This is a genomic window from Cedecea lapagei (assembly GCF_900635955.1).
Taxonomy (GTDB): Bacteria; Pseudomonadota; Gammaproteobacteria; order Enterobacterales; family Enterobacteriaceae; genus Cedecea; species Cedecea lapagei.
The window spans coordinates 3,157,413-3,171,849 of record NZ_LR134201.1 but is presented as its reverse complement, the minus strand read 5'-3'; the positions used below and the strand labels follow the sequence as shown (position 1 = coordinate 3,171,849).

The window sequence follows — 14,437 nt, the reverse complement described above, 5'->3', positions numbered from 1 at the left end:
GGCAGCACCCTTTAGGCAGTGAAGGCGTCAAGCGCGTTCTCGTGAATATCAATACGCCCCAGCACGTTGACCGGCAGGTTAAACTGCAGCTCGGCGAAGGAGAGCACCGGGACGTGATGGAATTCGTCCTGGATAAGCAGGCGCAGCGGGCTGCGTAAGTCCTGGGCGGAGAGCAGCACGCTGGTTTGCCGCTGGAACAGAGGGAAGACTTCCCGCAGCTGTTCCAGCAGCAGGGCGTGTTTGTCCTGGCTAAGGGCGAAGAAGGTTTCATTTTGCGTCTGGCGCAGGCTGTCGCGCAGGATCTCTTCGGTTTCCGGCGTCAGCAGCCACACCTGTATGCCGCCGTCGTGGCTGTACTGGTGGCAGATGTGCTCTTTGATATCGATTCGGACCTGATCGACCAGCAGGCCAACATCGCGCTCGTGCTGGCCGTGAACAATCAGCGATTCGGTGATGCTGCGCACCGAACGCAGGGAAATACGCTCGGCCACCAGCCGCTGCAGCACGGCGCTCAGGCGGGTGATCGGGAAGATGCGCTGGAATTCCTGCGCCAGCTCAGGGAGGTCCATCTCTAGCCACGAAATAATCGCCCGTGTTTCCTGCAGGCCGATAAAGCGCGGGCCGCTGGCAAAAAGAGCCTCCTCCATGCGGGCCAGCAGCAGCTGGTGTGAGCTCCAGGATTCCATCTGGAACTTATCCAGCAGGGGATCGTTCTCCTCCAGCCACGCCCAGCCCTTTTCCTGAGGGTAGGTTTCGGTGCTGAGTTCGGTGCCGATCTCTTCCTGCTCCAGCAGGCGATAGTCCAGCGCCCGCTTATGGGGCGTAAAAGTGCCAATCACTTTCGGCACTTCGTAGACCAGAAAACGGAACTCATCGTCTGGCTGGTACGGTGAAAAATCGATGTTAAACACCGGCAGGGTGAAGCCATACTGGTTCACAATGCGGTTGCGCAGGCGGCGTATATCCTCGATAAGCGCCATCGCCGCCGGATCGCCGGCGCGGGCGGATGAGAAGCTTAGAACGAACAGGCGGCTGGGGTTGAAGGTACGAATATCCTCCTCGCCGTTGGCTTCCGGCGCGACAAATTCAGCGCTGGTGCTGGTGGCCGCCGCACGTTTGGCTCGCCACAGCTGAAACAGCCCCGAGCTGAGGGCAATGACCCCTAGCACGATGAACACCACCGTCGGCATCCCCGGCAGCAGGCTAAAGCAGAACATGCCGATGGCGGACATGATCCAGGCTTTGGGCTGGTTGGTGAGCTGGTCGCTTATCTCGCGACCGATGTTGTTGTTCGGGATGTCCTCGTTGGCCGAGACGCGGGTGATCATCATCCCGGCGGTCAGGGAGATAAGCATCGCGGGGATCTGGTCAATCAGGCCGTCGCCGATGGTCAGAATCGAGTAGACGTTAGCCGCGTCGCCTGCGGCCATGCCGAGCTGCAGCACGCCAATACAGAAGCCGCCGACCATGTTGATGCTAAGGATGACGATGCCGGCAATGGCGTCGCCCTTGACGAATTTCATGGCGCCGTCCATCGCCCCGAACAGCTGGCTCTCTTTCGCCAGATCTTCACGTTTGCTCTTTGCCTGCTGGACGTTAATCAGCCCGGCGCGCAGGTCGCTGTCGATGGACATCTGCTTGCCCGGCATCGCGTCGAGGGTAAAGCGGGCGGCAACCTCGGCGATACGCTCAGAGCCTTTGGTGATGACCAGGAAGTTCACCACCGTCAGGATCAGGAACACCACCAGCCCGACCGCCAGGTTTCCGCCGACCACAAAGTTGCCGAAGGCGGTAACGATATGCCCGGCGTTTTGCTGCAGCAGAATTTGGCGGGTTGTGGAGATCGACAGCCCGAGACGGAACATCGTCGTCAGCAGCAGTACCGCCGGAAAAGTGGTGAACGCCAGCGGCTTCGGCAGATACATTGCCGTCATGATCAGCAGACACGAGACGCTGATGTTGACCGCGATCAGCACATCTATCAGCCCCAGCGGCAGCGGGATGATCAGCATGAACACCACCGCCAGCGCGATGAAAGCCCCCACCACTTCGGAGCGTTGCATGGCGGTTATCGCCAGGCGGTTGAGAAGGTTAAACAGCGTGTTCATTGTCTTTTCAATCCTGATGAAGTCCGTTTACTGCGTCAGCTGGCTGCGTTTTTCCCAAGCGGCGTATTCGCCGTTCAGGGTGCGCAGCAGGAGCAGAGCGTTGTTGCGGGTCTCATCGTTGCCGCCCCAAATCTTCTCCGGCAATGCCTGAAGTAGCGTCAGCAGTCCGTTGAAAAAGAGCGACTGCTGCAAAGGTTTTTCGCCCACAACCTGCAGGCCGAGCTGGGTCAGATCGCGCGAGTAGAAACCATTGCGGCACATGCTGAGCAAAGAGCGGGTCATCACATCGGCGCCCATCGTGACGTGGGAGTACTTGCTCTTCAGCCGATCAAGGAACTGGGCGACTTCCGACAGCGTGTGCGTAATAGCACGGGTATCGTTTAACCCGGAGAGCAGGCGGCGTAGGGCCGTCGGTGGGGCCGATGGCGCCAGCGCGGCGATATCATCCGAAAGCGCACGCTGCAAAGTCCGTAGCGCAGGTACAAAGCCGTCGACGCCAAATTTGTCCAGCAATACGTCCATGATGTTGTCGGCCGACTGCTGGTTGATGACCCCGCTGTAGTAAAGCTTGCGCATTTCACGCTTCTGCGCCGGGTCGCTGCTGAAGGCGGCAATCGCCGGGGCGGTATTTACCCCCGCGTTGATTTTTTCCCGGTGCAGCTGCTGAAGCTCGGCGAGCATACGCTCGACGTGTGCCGCAAGCGCAGGGTTGCTGCCGTTGCGCAGACGCATTGCCATCAGGCTTAAGGTAACAAAGGCTGAAGCCGGGTCGTTATTGGCCTGGTCCAGCAGTTCCTCAAGGTCGGGATTTTTCTCGCCCGAGCCTGACAGCAGCCGTTCAAACGCGGACTCCTGCTCGGCCTGATCTTTTCCCGACGGGCTTTCAAGCAGGCGGCCCAGCTCAACCAGGTGGGTAACCTTGATGGCCGCCACGGAAACGCGGCGCTGCTGGGTCCCCTGCGTGCGCTGCTCTTCATGTTTAATTTTCTGCTCAATGCTTTCCGCAAAGGCCGACGCCATCGACTCCTGAGCCGCGCCGGGCCGCTGGGGCGCGGGGGCTGCACGAGTGGCGGACGACGAACTGCTCGCCGCGCTCTTGTCGTTATTGGTGTCACTGATTAGTTCATCGACCAGCGCGTCCGCCTGTTCGGTTTCAAGACGCAGATTATGGTGATGGTGATGCTGGGGGATTCTCATGTTCATTGCGGTCTGCCTTACCCGATTCGCCTGTCTGTGTGTGGGCTAAGGCCTGGGGAGGTTCCCCGGAAAATAAAATAATTTCCGCCGTTAAGCGGTGTGTAAGAAGTTGCACAAACCGGCTTTGGCGCTGTGTCTGTTTTTACTCAAATCAGGCGCTGTTAAAATATTTATATTATTAAAATCAATTACTTGAACTGGTTTATTTCGCTGGCATGGCGCTTGCTATAGGACGAACTCCTGAATCCATTCAAAAAAGGTGTTCACTATGTCAGCGATGTTTGATTTCGATTCACAGCCCTTCCCTGAGGCGCAGCCGGCTTTTGAGTCCAACGTTTTGCAGGGGGAGTTTCCGGTGGTTAACTGGGAGCGAGTAATGCGCGATAACGAGCAGCGTCTGTATAATTTTATTCGTAAACGCGTGGCAAATTTTGCCGATATAGAAGACCTTGTGCAGAACACCTGGTATGAGGTGATCCGCAATAAACACAAGTTCTGCGGCTCATCGCGGCCGGAAACCTGGATGTTCGGGATTGCTGTAAACCTGGTGAAAAATCACTATAAATCCGTCAAAGTGAGCTACCTGCACGATGAGTTAAATGATGACGTGCTCGGTTCGCTGCTGCATTCGGAGCAGCCAGATGGCGTGACAGAGGGGAAAGATATCCTGACGAAAGTGTTGCAGCGCATTGCTCAACTCCCTGAAGATTATCAACAATTATTACAATTGATCGTCGATAACGACATCAGTTACCAGGAAGCGGCTGACCGGATGACCATTCCGATCGGCACCGTGCGCTCCCGTCTTTCCCGTCTCCGACAGTCGTTAAAACAGGATCTGGGATGGGATAGCCTGAGCTGAGCCGGTGCGCGCTTTGTTATCCCCTGAAAGAGAAGAATAACAACCTATGAAACAAGACGGCGGGCCGTGTCCACGGCCCAAAGACGTGCCGGAGTTGCTGGGCGCCGCTTTCAACAGCATGCGCGAGCTGGTATTCATTGTTGACAGGGATTTCAGGATTGTTTTTGCCAACCGTAAGGCGCTCAGCGTTTGCCAGCAGGGCAACGACGAGCGCCTGTCAGGCGAAAACATTTTTATCCGCCTGAGAGGCTACGGCGATTTGCCGCTGCTTGCGGTGGTGGAACAGCATCTGGAGCAGCCGGAACATTCGCCGTACGGCGATAAAATCAACGCCAGGTTCCACGCCTCGCCGGATCTGGCAATCCCGGTGGAGGTTTGCCCCAGCCGCTTTGAGCATCAGGGGCAGGACTGGGTGATGATGGTGGTTTGCGATACCCGCTATCGCAATGATATTCATCGTTTTTACTACGACCGCGAAAACGAACTACGCGACATTCTGGATAATGTGCCGGACGCGATTTTGCGCGTGGACAGCGAGCAAAGGCTGCTCTATGCCAACGAAACCGCGCAGCAGTGCATGCCAAAAAGCGCGGCGGCTATCGGCCTGAAGATGAGTGCGCTTATCGGTGACTCAACGCTGATGGAGCAGATCAACTGGTCGCTGCAGCTGGTGCTGCGAAAGCATATTCAGCTGGAGGCCGTACTGCACGGCGCAAGGACAGACTCGCGGATAGCGAGGATTTATCAGGCACGTTTTATCCCGGAATTTACCCTGGAGCAGAGGCTGAAATCCGTGCTGGTGATCGCTCGCCCAGCCTCCCGGCAATATTTTGCCGAACAGCAGGTGCGCCAGACCCACGAGCAGCTGCGGCAGATGACCCAGAAGCTGCAGAGCAGCGTCGAAAACGAACGTAAGCACATGGCGAGAGAGATCCACGATGAGCTGGGCCAGCATCTTACCTCGCTGCGGGTAGGCATCTCGCTGCTGGGCCAGAACCATCCCTCGCTCGGCCAGGAAGTCGAGCCGCTGACCCAGCTGGTGGACGGCACCATCAAAGTGGTGAGGGATATCGCCACCCAGCTGCGTCCGGCGGTGCTGAATATGGGGCTGAAGCCCGCGCTTATCTGGCTGAGGGATCAGTTTAATAAGCACCGCTCCGGGGTCTGTACTTTGACTATCCAGCCGCTGCCGGTGTCGCTGTGTGACGATGAGGTGACGGCGATTTTCCGCGTGGTGCAGGAGTCGCTCACGAACGTTCAGCGCCATGCAAAAGCGCGGGAAGTGGAGGTGAAGGTTATGACGCGGGGCAAAGTCGTGCTTATCTGCATCAATGACGATGGTCAGGGATTTGACCCGGGCCTGGTGTCCGACGGCGCATTTGGGCTATTGAGCATGCGTGAACGCTGCATGATGAAGGGCTGGGCCTTTACTATCCACAGCGCGCCGGGCAAAGGGAGCTGCGTGCATATCGAGATCCCTTATACCCCGTCGAGTCCGGCTAAAGCTTATGATAGCGAATAGCAAACTTGATAATGTCGGCGTTGTTGTCGAACTGCATTTTTTCCATCATCCGGGTTTTGTGGGTGCTGACCGTCTTGTTGCTGATGTTCAGCACCTCCGCAATGCCGTTGATGTTTTCGCCGCTGCTCAGCAGGCGGAGGATCTGCTTTTCACGCTGAGATAGCGTGGCATAGCGGCGCAGCTGGTCATTTTCCTGGGTTGAAAAAACAATGGCTTCCGCCAGCGAAGGGTCGATGTAGCGCTGGCGGGCGGCCACCCTATGAATGGCGTGCAGCAGCGTTTGGGGGGGCCTGATCTTTGGTAATAAATCCGTGGGCGCCGCTGGCGAGGACCATCTGGGCGATTTGTGGCTCGTTGTGCATGCTTAAGACCAGCACCGGCAGCATCGGCCACAGCCTGGTGATTTGCTGCACCAGCTCCGGCCCGGACTCACCGGGCATGGAGAGATCCAGCAGAAGCACATCAACATCGACTTCCGTCAGCAGCGAAAGCACCGTTTTGCCACAGCCGGCTTCCGCCACCACTTTTATCTTCTTATCCAGCGAAAAGATCTGTTTCAGGCCCTCGCGCATCAAAATGTGGTCGTCCGCGAGGAGGAGTCTGATTGCCATACCGTCTGTCATCCATAATTTATAGTTATCAAATGATTCTTTTTTATAAAAATAATTATCGCGCACAAATTGCCAAGACGCGTGATAAATGAACATAGCAGCCTCGCCGCGGCGAATCTAGCTTTGCCGGGGGCGATAAAGGTTGCAGCTTGTTACAAGTTGCTCCCGGAACTGGCCGCTTCTGTCGAACACTTACGGCTCACGTTGCTTACTGACACAGGCGTAATCATGGTGATTGCCGAACAGCTCTACCACAAACTCCAGCCGCTGTTTAAACAGCTGAATGTTCCTTCTATGGCCTTAAACCCGCAGGGCTACTACTCGTTAACGCTTGACGGCGGCCAGCAGGTCTTTCTGGAACTGACGGAAAACATGACGTTGGTAATGATGGGCATGCTGGCGCTGCCCGAGCAGCCCGGTGAGGCGCTGCTGCTTGAGCTGCTGCAGGCCAACCTGAATATTGACCAGCAGCCGGCCATCATTGTTGCCGCGGATAAAGATCGCGCGCAGCTGGTGGTATGGGCTTCTCTGCCGCTCGATGGGCTGCACCTCGACACGCTGCTTCCTCTGTTTGAGCGCCTGAGCTGGACGCTGTCGGTGATTGGCCGCTGGTGCCAGCCGGTCGTACCGCGCCAGCGCCTGTCTACGCCTGAGGCACAAAAAGACCGGCTTCAGCGCCACCAGGTCGAAGCGCTGATGTCCCGACGTTAACGTCATATCAAAGGGGAAAAAATGAGTACAATTTCTGCCAGTCACGTTGCGCCGCATATCGCGATTGAATACCACCGTCCGGAAGACTACCACCTGGCTGAAAGCGCTTTGCGCCAGCTGCTCAGCCGCCCTAACGGCAGAAGCCTGGTGGACGAACTGCGAGGCCTCAGCACCAACGGCCGCTACGTCAAAGTGAAAGTCACGGCGATGGCAAACACGGTTGCTCGTCCGGTGTTGACCGAATCTCAAGTGCGTCGCTTCCATCTGTCGAGCAGTGAATACGATCAGGCCCACAATAAAAAAGCGACGCAGCTGGCTCAAAAGCAGCCGCTCGGGAAGAAAGGTGAGGGAACCAGCGTTAGCGTAGACTGGAACCCGCGGCAGTCGCTGGCCATTGACGCCCATGGACGGCCAAGCCTGCTGAACGATCATTCGCTGGCTTTCGTTTCTCTCGGGCATGAGCTGGTGCACGGCTATCGCATGATGAAGGGAACTTACACCGGAGGGACTTCGAACCGTTACGATACTCAATCTCCTGCCGGACAGGAGGAAGCTCGGGCGGTAGGTATTGGCCGGTACGCGGGGGAAGCGCTTTCCGAAAACGGTATTCGCCAGGAGCACGGCCTGCCGCTGCGCGGGCAGTACGCCGCAGGATAAATTACCCCGCCTCAGGAACCACCGCACCACTCTCCCCACTTAACCTTTGACTTAATAACTCAAGTGGGGAGATATCATGCCGTTAAACAGCGTAGATACCAGCTTGCGGGTCGATCCTGGCCTGATAAGCGGTAATTCAAACCGGCGGGTATCCATGCGCATCGCGCTGGAGCCCAACAACAATCAACACTATGACCGCGCCGTGAATGTGTCAGCGCGCCAGGCGGACGCGCTCTATTACGCCAATAAAGCGATAGACGATACCTGGCGCATTCTTGACATGGGGTCAGGCAACCAAAAGAACCATGTTCGCGCCACGGCGGGGGAATCCTATAAACGAACGCTGCTGTCTCAGAAGGCAACGGGCAATGGGGACTACACCGTTCGCGCCTGGGAAGCCTCGAAGTTTCGTGCAGGCAACTGCGGTGAAATGGCGGCGGTAAATGCGCTGCTGCTGGCAAACTCCCGCGTTAAACAGCCTGTTTCGGTGGTACATAACCGTAACGTTGACCATGCTTTTGTGGTCATCGGCGATCCTCGCGCCGACGGCAAATCCATCGTCTCCGATCCCTGGCCTGAATTTGGACGCGCCATGCGGCTGAAGGACGCGAAATTCGGCGACTCCTTCCACGTCCTGCAAACGTTCCAGCCGGGCTACAGGGACGATGACGTGCGTGAGAAGCTGCTGCGGGGCGAGAAAGCGACGCAGGCCGAGGTGGATAAAGCGTTCCGCAAGGCAGCGCCAAACCTGGCTAAGTTAAGCCCGGAGCAGCTGCGCGACTCGGTGGTTGCCGGGCCGGGATACGTTCAGCGCCACGCCTCGAATAACCTGGGCGTTCAGTACGACGGGGTAGACAGCCGCGGCGTAGTGCAGCATTTTGACCAGTCGCTCTCCGTCGGGCAGATGCGTTCAAGAATGAGCGGTCCCTATGCTGCCGCCGAAGCCCAGCAGCGCGGGACGCCTGCACCAACGTTTAGCAGTAACGATCGCCCTCGTCAGCGCACGGAATCGTTCGCCGCTGAATCCTCCTCCCGCGGACGTCGTCCACGAACAGCATCGAATGCGGTACCGCCTACCTCGTCTCGCCGGCGGGCAAACTCCACCGATATTCGGCCAGCGGCGATGCCGATCTACGCGCCTCCTCCGGCACCGGGAAATATGTACAGCACTATCCCGCTTCCGGCCTCCGGACCCGCGTACAGCTATGGTCCGCCGCCCGCGGCAGCGCCGGTTTATAGCTATGGGCCTCCGCCGGTACACGCCCACGCGCCCGCACACGCCATGGGGAGTCATGCGGTTTACCGCGATGCGCCAGTGATTCCTTCCGACGTTTACGGCACCGCGCCAGCGCCATCCCGTACTCGTCCACGCTCTAACTCCGTCACGGCCGCATTCCGGCGGATTTTAGGTAACTAACGATGCCAGCACCGACAAAATTAGCGCAAATTTTGCAGCCATTATTGACCGATGAGCTGGGGCAGAAAGCCGAACTGGAGAACGCGGAAGGCTATTCCCTGGAGCTTGGCGAGGGCGTGACCCTGGAGATCAGCGAATCCCCGGTCGGGCACCTTTTACTGAGCTGTCTGTTGCCCGCTCAGCCTACCCGACTCAGCGATCCGGAAACGCTCACTGTGCTGCTGCAGGCCAATCTGCTGGGGATGGACTACCCGCCGGTGCTCACCGGGCTGCTGCCGGACCAGCAGAAGGTGGTGCAGTGGAGCAGTTTGCCGTTCCATCAGCTGGAGCCGGAAGTGCTTAAGCGGCTGTTTAACCGCTTTGCCCTGCAGGCCGAAAAGCTGGCCGCGTGGTTGGTGTAAATCTCAGTCTCACGTTTTAACCGCCCGGTGCGGTTAAAACGTTTTCTGAATGAGCCGCCCAAAACAGGAAAAAATGCCAGGGCCAGGGGAGTAAAAGTGAAACAATAGTGGCTGTTTATACAGTATCTCGTCATAATTAAAGCCACAGGCGCAGTTCTGTGACTTAAATTATTCAGAGAAAGAAGTGATGTTATGGCTTTGTCGTCGTCGCAAAAAGCGCAAATCGGCGCCTGGTATAAGGCGTTACAGCAGCAGATCCCGGACTTTATTCCGCGAGCACCCCAGCGACAGATGATCGCCGAGGTGGCGAAGACCCTTGCCGGTGATGAAGGGCGGCATCTGGCTATCGAAGCGCCGACCGGCGTCGGCAAGACCCTCTCTTACCTGATTCCCGGCATCGCCATTGCCCGGGGAGACCAAAAAACGCTGGTGGTCAGCACCGCCAACGTCTCGCTTCAGGACCAGATTTACAGCAAAGATCTTCCGCTGCTCCGCAAAATTATCCCCGATCTGAAGTTTACCGCCGCCTTCGGGCGCGGGCGTTACGTCTGCCCACGAAACCTGGCCGCGCTGGCGACCGACAATTTTACGCAGGGCGATCTGCTGGCCTTTCTCGATGATGAGATGGCGCCGACCAGCAAAGCCGAGCAGCAGCGCTGCGCTAAACTGAAAGCCAGCCTCGACGGCTATAAGTGGGACGGGCTGCGCGATCATACCGACGAGGCCATCGAGGACGATCTCTGGCGACGGCTAAGCACCGATAAGGCCAGCTGTCTTGGGCGAAACTGCCACTGGTATAAGGAGTGCCCGTTCTTTGTGGCGCGCCGTGAAATCGACGAGGCGGAGGTGGTGGTTGCCAACCATGCGCTGGTGATGGCGGCGCTGGAAAGCGACGCGGTACTGCCGGAAGCCAAAAATCTGCTGCTGGTGCTGGATGAAGGCCACCATCTTGCCGACGTTGCCCGTGATGCGCTTGAGATGAGCGCAGAGGTAACGCCGGGCTACAGTCGCCTGCAGCTTGATCTGTTCAGCAAGCTGGTGGAAACCTGCATGGCGCAGTTCCGCCCCAAAAGCCCGCCGCCGCTGACCGTGCCTGAGCGCCTGACCAACCACTGCGACGAAGTTTACGAGCTGCTGCAGTCGTTTAATAACATTGTCAGCCTCTGGCTGCCGGGCGACAGGGAGGGTGAACATCGCTTTGAGATGGGCACGCTGCCGGAAGAGGTGATGATCATTTGCCAGCGTCTGGCGAAGCTGATGGAGGCCTTGAGAAGCCTCGCGGAGGCCCTGCTTAACGATCTGAGTGAAAAAACCGCCAGCCATGACATCGTGCGTCTGCACCGCGCGCTGCTGCAGATGAACAGGGCGTTAGGCTTCTTCGAAGCGCAGAGCAAGCTGTGGAAGCTGTCGGCGATGGAGCAGGCCTCCGGCGCGCCGGTGTCGAAATGGGTTACGCGTGAAATTCGTGAGGGGCAGCCGCACCTGCTCTTCCACTGCGTGGGTATCCGCGTCAGCGATCAGCTGGAAAAAATGCTCTGGCGCAAGGTGCCGCACGTGATCGTGACCTCTGCCACTCTGCGCTCGCTTAACCGATTTGATCGCCTGCAGGAAATGAGCGGGCTGCGTGAGAAAGCGGGCGACCGCTTTATCCACCTCGACTCGCCGTTTAACCATATCGAGCAGGGCAAAATCGTCATTCCGAAAATGCGCTTTGAGCCGCTGATGGAGCATGAAGCGCAGCATATCGCCGAGATGGCGGCCTTCTTTCGCGCGGAGCTGGCGAAAGGCGAGCATAAAGCGATGCTGGTGCTGTTTGCCAGCGGCCGGGCGATGCAGCAGTTTTTAACCCACGTCACCGACCTGCGGCTGATGCTGCTGGTGCAGGGCGATCAGCCTCGCTACCGTCTGGTTGAGCTGCACCGCAAGCGCGTTGAACAGGGTGAGACCAGCGTACTTATCGGCCTGCAATCTTTTGCCGAAGGACTGGATCTGAAAGGCGATCTGCTCACCCAGGTCCATATTCATAAAATTGCTTTCCCACCGGTGGACAGCCCGGTTGTTGTCACCGAAGGTGAATGGCTGAAAAGCCTCAACCGCTACCCGTTTGAAGTGCAGAGTTTACCCAGCGCCTCTTTTAACCTGATCCAGCAAGTAGGGCGTTTAATTCGCAGCCACGCCTGCTATGGTGAGATAGTCATATACGACCGCCGCCTGCTGAGTAAACGCTACGGCGAGCGCCTGCTGGCCGCGCTTCCGGTGTTCCCGATTGAGCAGCCCGATGCGCCGGAAGCGAAGGTGATAATAACGACGCCGAAACACACCGTACGGCGCAAACGTGTGAGCAAGAAATAGCAAGGAGAGTCTGAATGGACTATCGCAAAATCATTAAAGAAATTGGCCGTGGCAAAAACCACGCCAGAGATCTCGATTTTGATACCGCGCGCGGGTTGTACAGCCACATGCTTAAGGGCGAAGTGCCGGACCTGGAGCTGGGCGGCGTGCTGATTGCCCTGCGTATTAAGGGGGAAGGCGAAGCGGAGATGCTCGGTTTCTATGAGGCGATGAAGCAGCACGTCATTTCGCTTACGCCGCCGCAGGGCAAACCGATGCCTGTTGTGATTCCCTCCTATAACGGCGCCCGCAAGCAGGCTAACCTCACGCCGCTGCTGGCGCTTTTGCTCAACAAGCTCGGCTACCCGGTGGTGGTTCACGGTGTGAGTGAAGACCCTGGCCGGGTGTTAACGGAAACGATTTTTACGCTGCTGGGGATTGAGCCGACCCGCCACGCCGGGCAGGCGCAGGCGAAGCTCGAGAATCATCATCCCGTCTTCCTGCCGATTGGCGTACTTTGCCCGCCGATGGAGACCCAGCTGGCGATGCGCTGGCGGATGGGCGTGCGTAACAGCGCGCATACGCTGGCCAAGCTGGCCACGCCGTTTGCCGAAGACGCCGCGCTGCGTCTCGCCAGCGTGTCTCATCCGGAATATGTGCCCAAAGTGGCGAAGTTCTTTGCCGATATCGGCGGTCGTGGGCTGCTGATGCACGGTACCGAAGGCGAGGTGTACGCTAATCCGCTGCGTTGCCCGCAGATTGCGCTGATTGATGGCCTGGGAACTCGCGTCGTCAGCGAGCGGCAAACCGACACCGACGGCGAGGCCGTTGCGCTGCCGTCAGGAAAAGATCCTGAGGTGACAGCCCGCTGGATTGAGCGCTGCGTCGCAGGCGTTGAGCCGGTGCCGCAATCGCTAAAAATTCAGATGGCCTGTTGCCTGGTCGCGACGGGGGACGCGGCGACGCTTGAGGCTGGCCTTGCACGCGTTGCTGAAGTTTTCTGAATGACGAGCAAAAAAAAGCCCGCGACAGGCATCGCGGGCAAACAAGGGTAACATCAGGGTTTAACAAGGGTAGTGCTATCAAGGCCGATGAGGGTATCGGCCTCAATGAGGGTAATGAGGGTAAAGCTTGAGCGCGTGATTATTTGTAGATAACCGCGGTGCCGCTCATGTGGCCTTCGGTGTTGGCAGAAGTGATGGCATAAGAGCTTGCGCCAGCAGCTTCAGCTTTAGCAGCCAGTTTTGCTTCCAGGCCGTCCAGGGTCGTTGCGCCAGTCACGGAAACGACGCCGACTTTGTTCAGATTTTGTGCCTGTGCTTCGTTAACGGACTGTGCAGCGAAAGCACCGAAGGAGAGAGTAGAGAGAGCAAGTGCAGCTACAGCATATTTGATGGTTTTCATGGCTTAATTCTCGCAGGTTGTTCTGTTAAGGTGACGTTGTTCCGTCGATGTGATTATGGTCACACTTTTAGACGGAAGAATAAATCGAAGAGAATTGACGACCTTAATCAAAAAAATTGAATTAGTTATAACCTGTTGAAATAAATAGTGATTACGGGGTAAATAGTTTCACTGCGTGACGTTAACCCTGGGAACACTTAGTTTGCGCACATTTTGCTACTCTTTTTACCAACGCTGGTCGTACCTGATGTGCAATCGCTTGCGCCCCCTTTTCGGCATCAGTTTGATTTTTAGCGCAGCATCCTTCAGGGGAAGCTTTTATAATGATGTCTTTCCTTTTCAACCCGATGGATGAGGTTCGATGGAGATAAAGCTGCACTCCAACGCCACAACAACGCCGCGTACGCGCAAGTACATTCAGGAATCCGAAAAAACGGACGGCGAGCTGGCGGAAGAGCTGAACATTTCGGTCGATACCGTCCGCCGCTGGCGCAGGCGCGACGACTGCTACGACAAATCTCATCGACCAAATACGATTCATCGGGCGTTAAGCCACGAGCAGGAGTCGATGCTGGTGTTTCTGCGCCTGCGCCTGGCCCTTTCGCTGGACGAACTTCTTGAAGCCGCACGCCTGCTGATTCAGCAGGGAATTTCTCGCGCAAGCGTCAGCCGCATGCTGCAAAACTGGCAGCAGTCGCGCATGAGCAAGCCGGATCTCAATAAGCAACCGGGCCATTTTGTGCTTGATACTTTCCCGCTGCCCGAAATCCTTAGCCATAAGCAGGGCGAGCTGCTGGCGTTCAGCGATCGCGTCTCCGGCTATATAGCCGTTGCGCTAAGGGAAAGAGGATGCGAGGGCGTTGCTGATCCGCTGGTTGGGTTCCTGCGCGAAGGGCTTCCGCTGCCCGTGCTTTCCTTAACGGCGAAACCGTGCGCGTTTACACAGACTCTTGCAGAGACGCTTGGCGTTCCCTTAACTGCGGCACCGCAGGAAAGCTGGCTTGAAAAAGCCGGGCAGGGCAATTATCACCAGCCGCTGGAAGCGCTGTTAAACGGCGAGCGCTTCGATAAGCGTCTGGGGTTAGGCGCCGTGCTGCTGGAGTTTGAAGATCTGCTTAATAAAAGGATGATTCGCAGCCGGCTGAAAAACCTGACGCCTGAGGCGTGGCTGAAACTCAATCATCCCAGTCGTTAAAGCGCCCGAAGAGCGCTTTAA

General features: G+C 57.3%; 12 protein-coding genes and 1 pseudogene. 9 read left to right on the top strand and 4 right to left on the bottom strand.

Annotation, left to right across the window (positions count from 1 at the left end; genetic code table 11):
- Positions 1–11: 11 nt before the first annotated feature.
- Both sctV and sctW read right to left on the bottom strand, forming a co-directional pair.
- Positions 12–2,108 carry a type III secretion system export apparatus subunit SctV gene (sctV, locus tag EL098_RS15340; protein WP_126357039.1) on the bottom strand — a complete coding sequence of 699 codons (2,097 nt, stop codon included), beginning with the start codon at positions 2,106–2,108 and terminating at the stop codon, positions 12–14.
- Between the two features lie 27 nt (positions 2,109–2,135).
- Entirely contained in the window at positions 2,136–3,311 is a 1,176-nt protein-coding gene (gene sctW, locus EL098_RS15335) for a type III secretion system gatekeeper subunit SctW (RefSeq protein ID WP_126357038.1), read from the bottom strand.
- Positions 3,312–3,573: 262 nt separating this feature from the next.
- Between sctW and EL098_RS15330 the strand changes: the two genes are divergently transcribed.
- The gene (locus EL098_RS15330; RefSeq protein WP_126357037.1) at positions 3,574–4,167 is read left to right on the top strand and encodes an RNA polymerase sigma factor; all 594 of its coding nucleotides are present in this window, start codon (positions 3,574–3,576) and stop codon (positions 4,165–4,167) included.
- A 46-nt stretch (positions 4,168–4,213) separates the two neighbouring features.
- Complete coding sequence (locus EL098_RS15325; RefSeq protein WP_126357036.1) at positions 4,214–5,689, top strand: sensor histidine kinase; 1,476 nt, start codon at positions 4,214–4,216, stop codon at positions 5,687–5,689.
- On the opposite strand, the pseudogene EL098_RS15320 reads toward EL098_RS15325, so the two are convergent.
- Positions 5,667–6,312: pseudogene (locus tag EL098_RS15320) on the bottom strand (response regulator). The gene EL098_RS15325 and the pseudogene EL098_RS15320 sit on opposite strands and share 23 nt — an antisense overlap.
- 216 nt (positions 6,313–6,528) lie before the next feature.
- Here EL098_RS15320 and EL098_RS15315 point away from each other — a divergent pair.
- The 6 genes from EL098_RS15315 (at position 6,529) to ybiB (ending at position 12,821) form a co-directional block, all read left to right on the top strand.
- On the top strand, positions 6,529–7,011 hold the full coding sequence (locus EL098_RS15315) for a CesT family type III secretion system chaperone (RefSeq protein WP_126357035.1): 483 nt from the start codon (positions 6,529–6,531) through the stop codon (positions 7,009–7,011).
- Positions 7,012–7,032: 21 nt separating this feature from the next.
- Complete coding sequence (gene xopG / locus EL098_RS15310; RefSeq protein ID WP_126357034.1) at positions 7,033–7,668, top strand: XopG/HopH/AvrPtoH family type III secretion system effector; 636 nt, start codon at positions 7,033–7,035, stop codon at positions 7,666–7,668.
- Between the two features lie 76 nt (positions 7,669–7,744).
- Complete coding sequence (locus EL098_RS15305) at positions 7,745–9,085, top strand: hypothetical protein (protein ID WP_126357033.1); 1,341 nt, start codon at positions 7,745–7,747, stop codon at positions 9,083–9,085.
- Positions 9,086–9,087: 2 nt separating this feature from the next.
- Complete coding sequence (locus EL098_RS15300) at positions 9,088–9,486, top strand: CesT family type III secretion system chaperone (RefSeq protein WP_126357032.1); 399 nt, start codon at positions 9,088–9,090, stop codon at positions 9,484–9,486.
- A gap of 192 nt (positions 9,487–9,678) precedes the next feature.
- On the top strand, positions 9,679–11,838 hold the full coding sequence (dinG, locus tag EL098_RS15295; protein ID WP_126357031.1) for an ATP-dependent DNA helicase DinG: 2,160 nt from the start codon (positions 9,679–9,681) through the stop codon (positions 11,836–11,838).
- Positions 11,839–11,852: 14 nt separating this feature from the next.
- Positions 11,853–12,821 (top strand): DNA-binding protein YbiB, encoded by a 969-nt coding sequence (gene ybiB / locus EL098_RS15290; protein WP_126357030.1) that lies wholly within the window; start codon positions 11,853–11,855, stop codon positions 12,819–12,821.
- Between the two features lie 139 nt (positions 12,822–12,960).
- Here ybiB and ybiJ read toward each other — a convergent pair whose 3' ends face one another.
- The gene (gene ybiJ, locus EL098_RS15285) at positions 12,961–13,221 is read right to left on the bottom strand and encodes a DUF1471 family protein YbiJ (protein WP_126357029.1); all 261 of its coding nucleotides are present in this window, start codon (positions 13,219–13,221) and stop codon (positions 12,961–12,963) included.
- Positions 13,222–13,582: 361 nt separating this feature from the next.
- On the opposite strand from ybiJ, the gene EL098_RS15280 reads away from it, so the two are divergent.
- Entirely contained in the window at positions 13,583–14,416 is an 834-nt protein-coding gene (locus tag EL098_RS15280; RefSeq protein ID WP_126357028.1) for a helix-turn-helix domain-containing protein, read from the top strand.
- The last annotated feature ends 21 nt before the right edge of the window (positions 14,417–14,437 follow it).

What these genes read in the sequence shown, in the direction of transcription:
- sctV (WP_126357039.1), bottom strand. Translation starts at nt 2,108, where the DNA reads ATGAACACGCTGTTTAACCTTCTCAACCGCCTGGCGATAACCGCCATG.
- sctW (WP_126357038.1), bottom strand. Translation starts at nt 3,311, where the DNA reads ATGAACATGAGAATCCCCCAGCATCACCATCACCATAATCTGCGTCTT.
- EL098_RS15330 (WP_126357037.1), top strand. Translation starts at nt 3,574, where the DNA reads ATGTCAGCGATGTTTGATTTCGATTCACAGCCCTTCCCTGAGGCGCAG.
- EL098_RS15325 (WP_126357036.1), top strand. Translation starts at nt 4,214, where the DNA reads ATGAAACAAGACGGCGGGCCGTGTCCACGGCCCAAAGACGTGCCGGAG.
- EL098_RS15315 (WP_126357035.1), top strand. Translation starts at nt 6,529, where the DNA reads ATGGTGATTGCCGAACAGCTCTACCACAAACTCCAGCCGCTGTTTAAA.
- xopG (WP_126357034.1), top strand. Translation starts at nt 7,033, where the DNA reads ATGAGTACAATTTCTGCCAGTCACGTTGCGCCGCATATCGCGATTGAA.
- EL098_RS15305 (WP_126357033.1), top strand. Translation starts at nt 7,745, where the DNA reads ATGCCGTTAAACAGCGTAGATACCAGCTTGCGGGTCGATCCTGGCCTG.
- EL098_RS15300 (WP_126357032.1), top strand. Translation starts at nt 9,088, where the DNA reads ATGCCAGCACCGACAAAATTAGCGCAAATTTTGCAGCCATTATTGACC.
- dinG (WP_126357031.1), top strand. Translation starts at nt 9,679, where the DNA reads ATGGCTTTGTCGTCGTCGCAAAAAGCGCAAATCGGCGCCTGGTATAAG.
- ybiB (WP_126357030.1), top strand. Translation starts at nt 11,853, where the DNA reads ATGGACTATCGCAAAATCATTAAAGAAATTGGCCGTGGCAAAAACCAC.
- ybiJ (WP_126357029.1), bottom strand. Translation starts at nt 13,221, where the DNA reads ATGAAAACCATCAAATATGCTGTAGCTGCACTTGCTCTCTCTACTCTC.
- EL098_RS15280 (WP_126357028.1), top strand. Translation starts at nt 13,583, where the DNA reads ATGGAGATAAAGCTGCACTCCAACGCCACAACAACGCCGCGTACGCGC.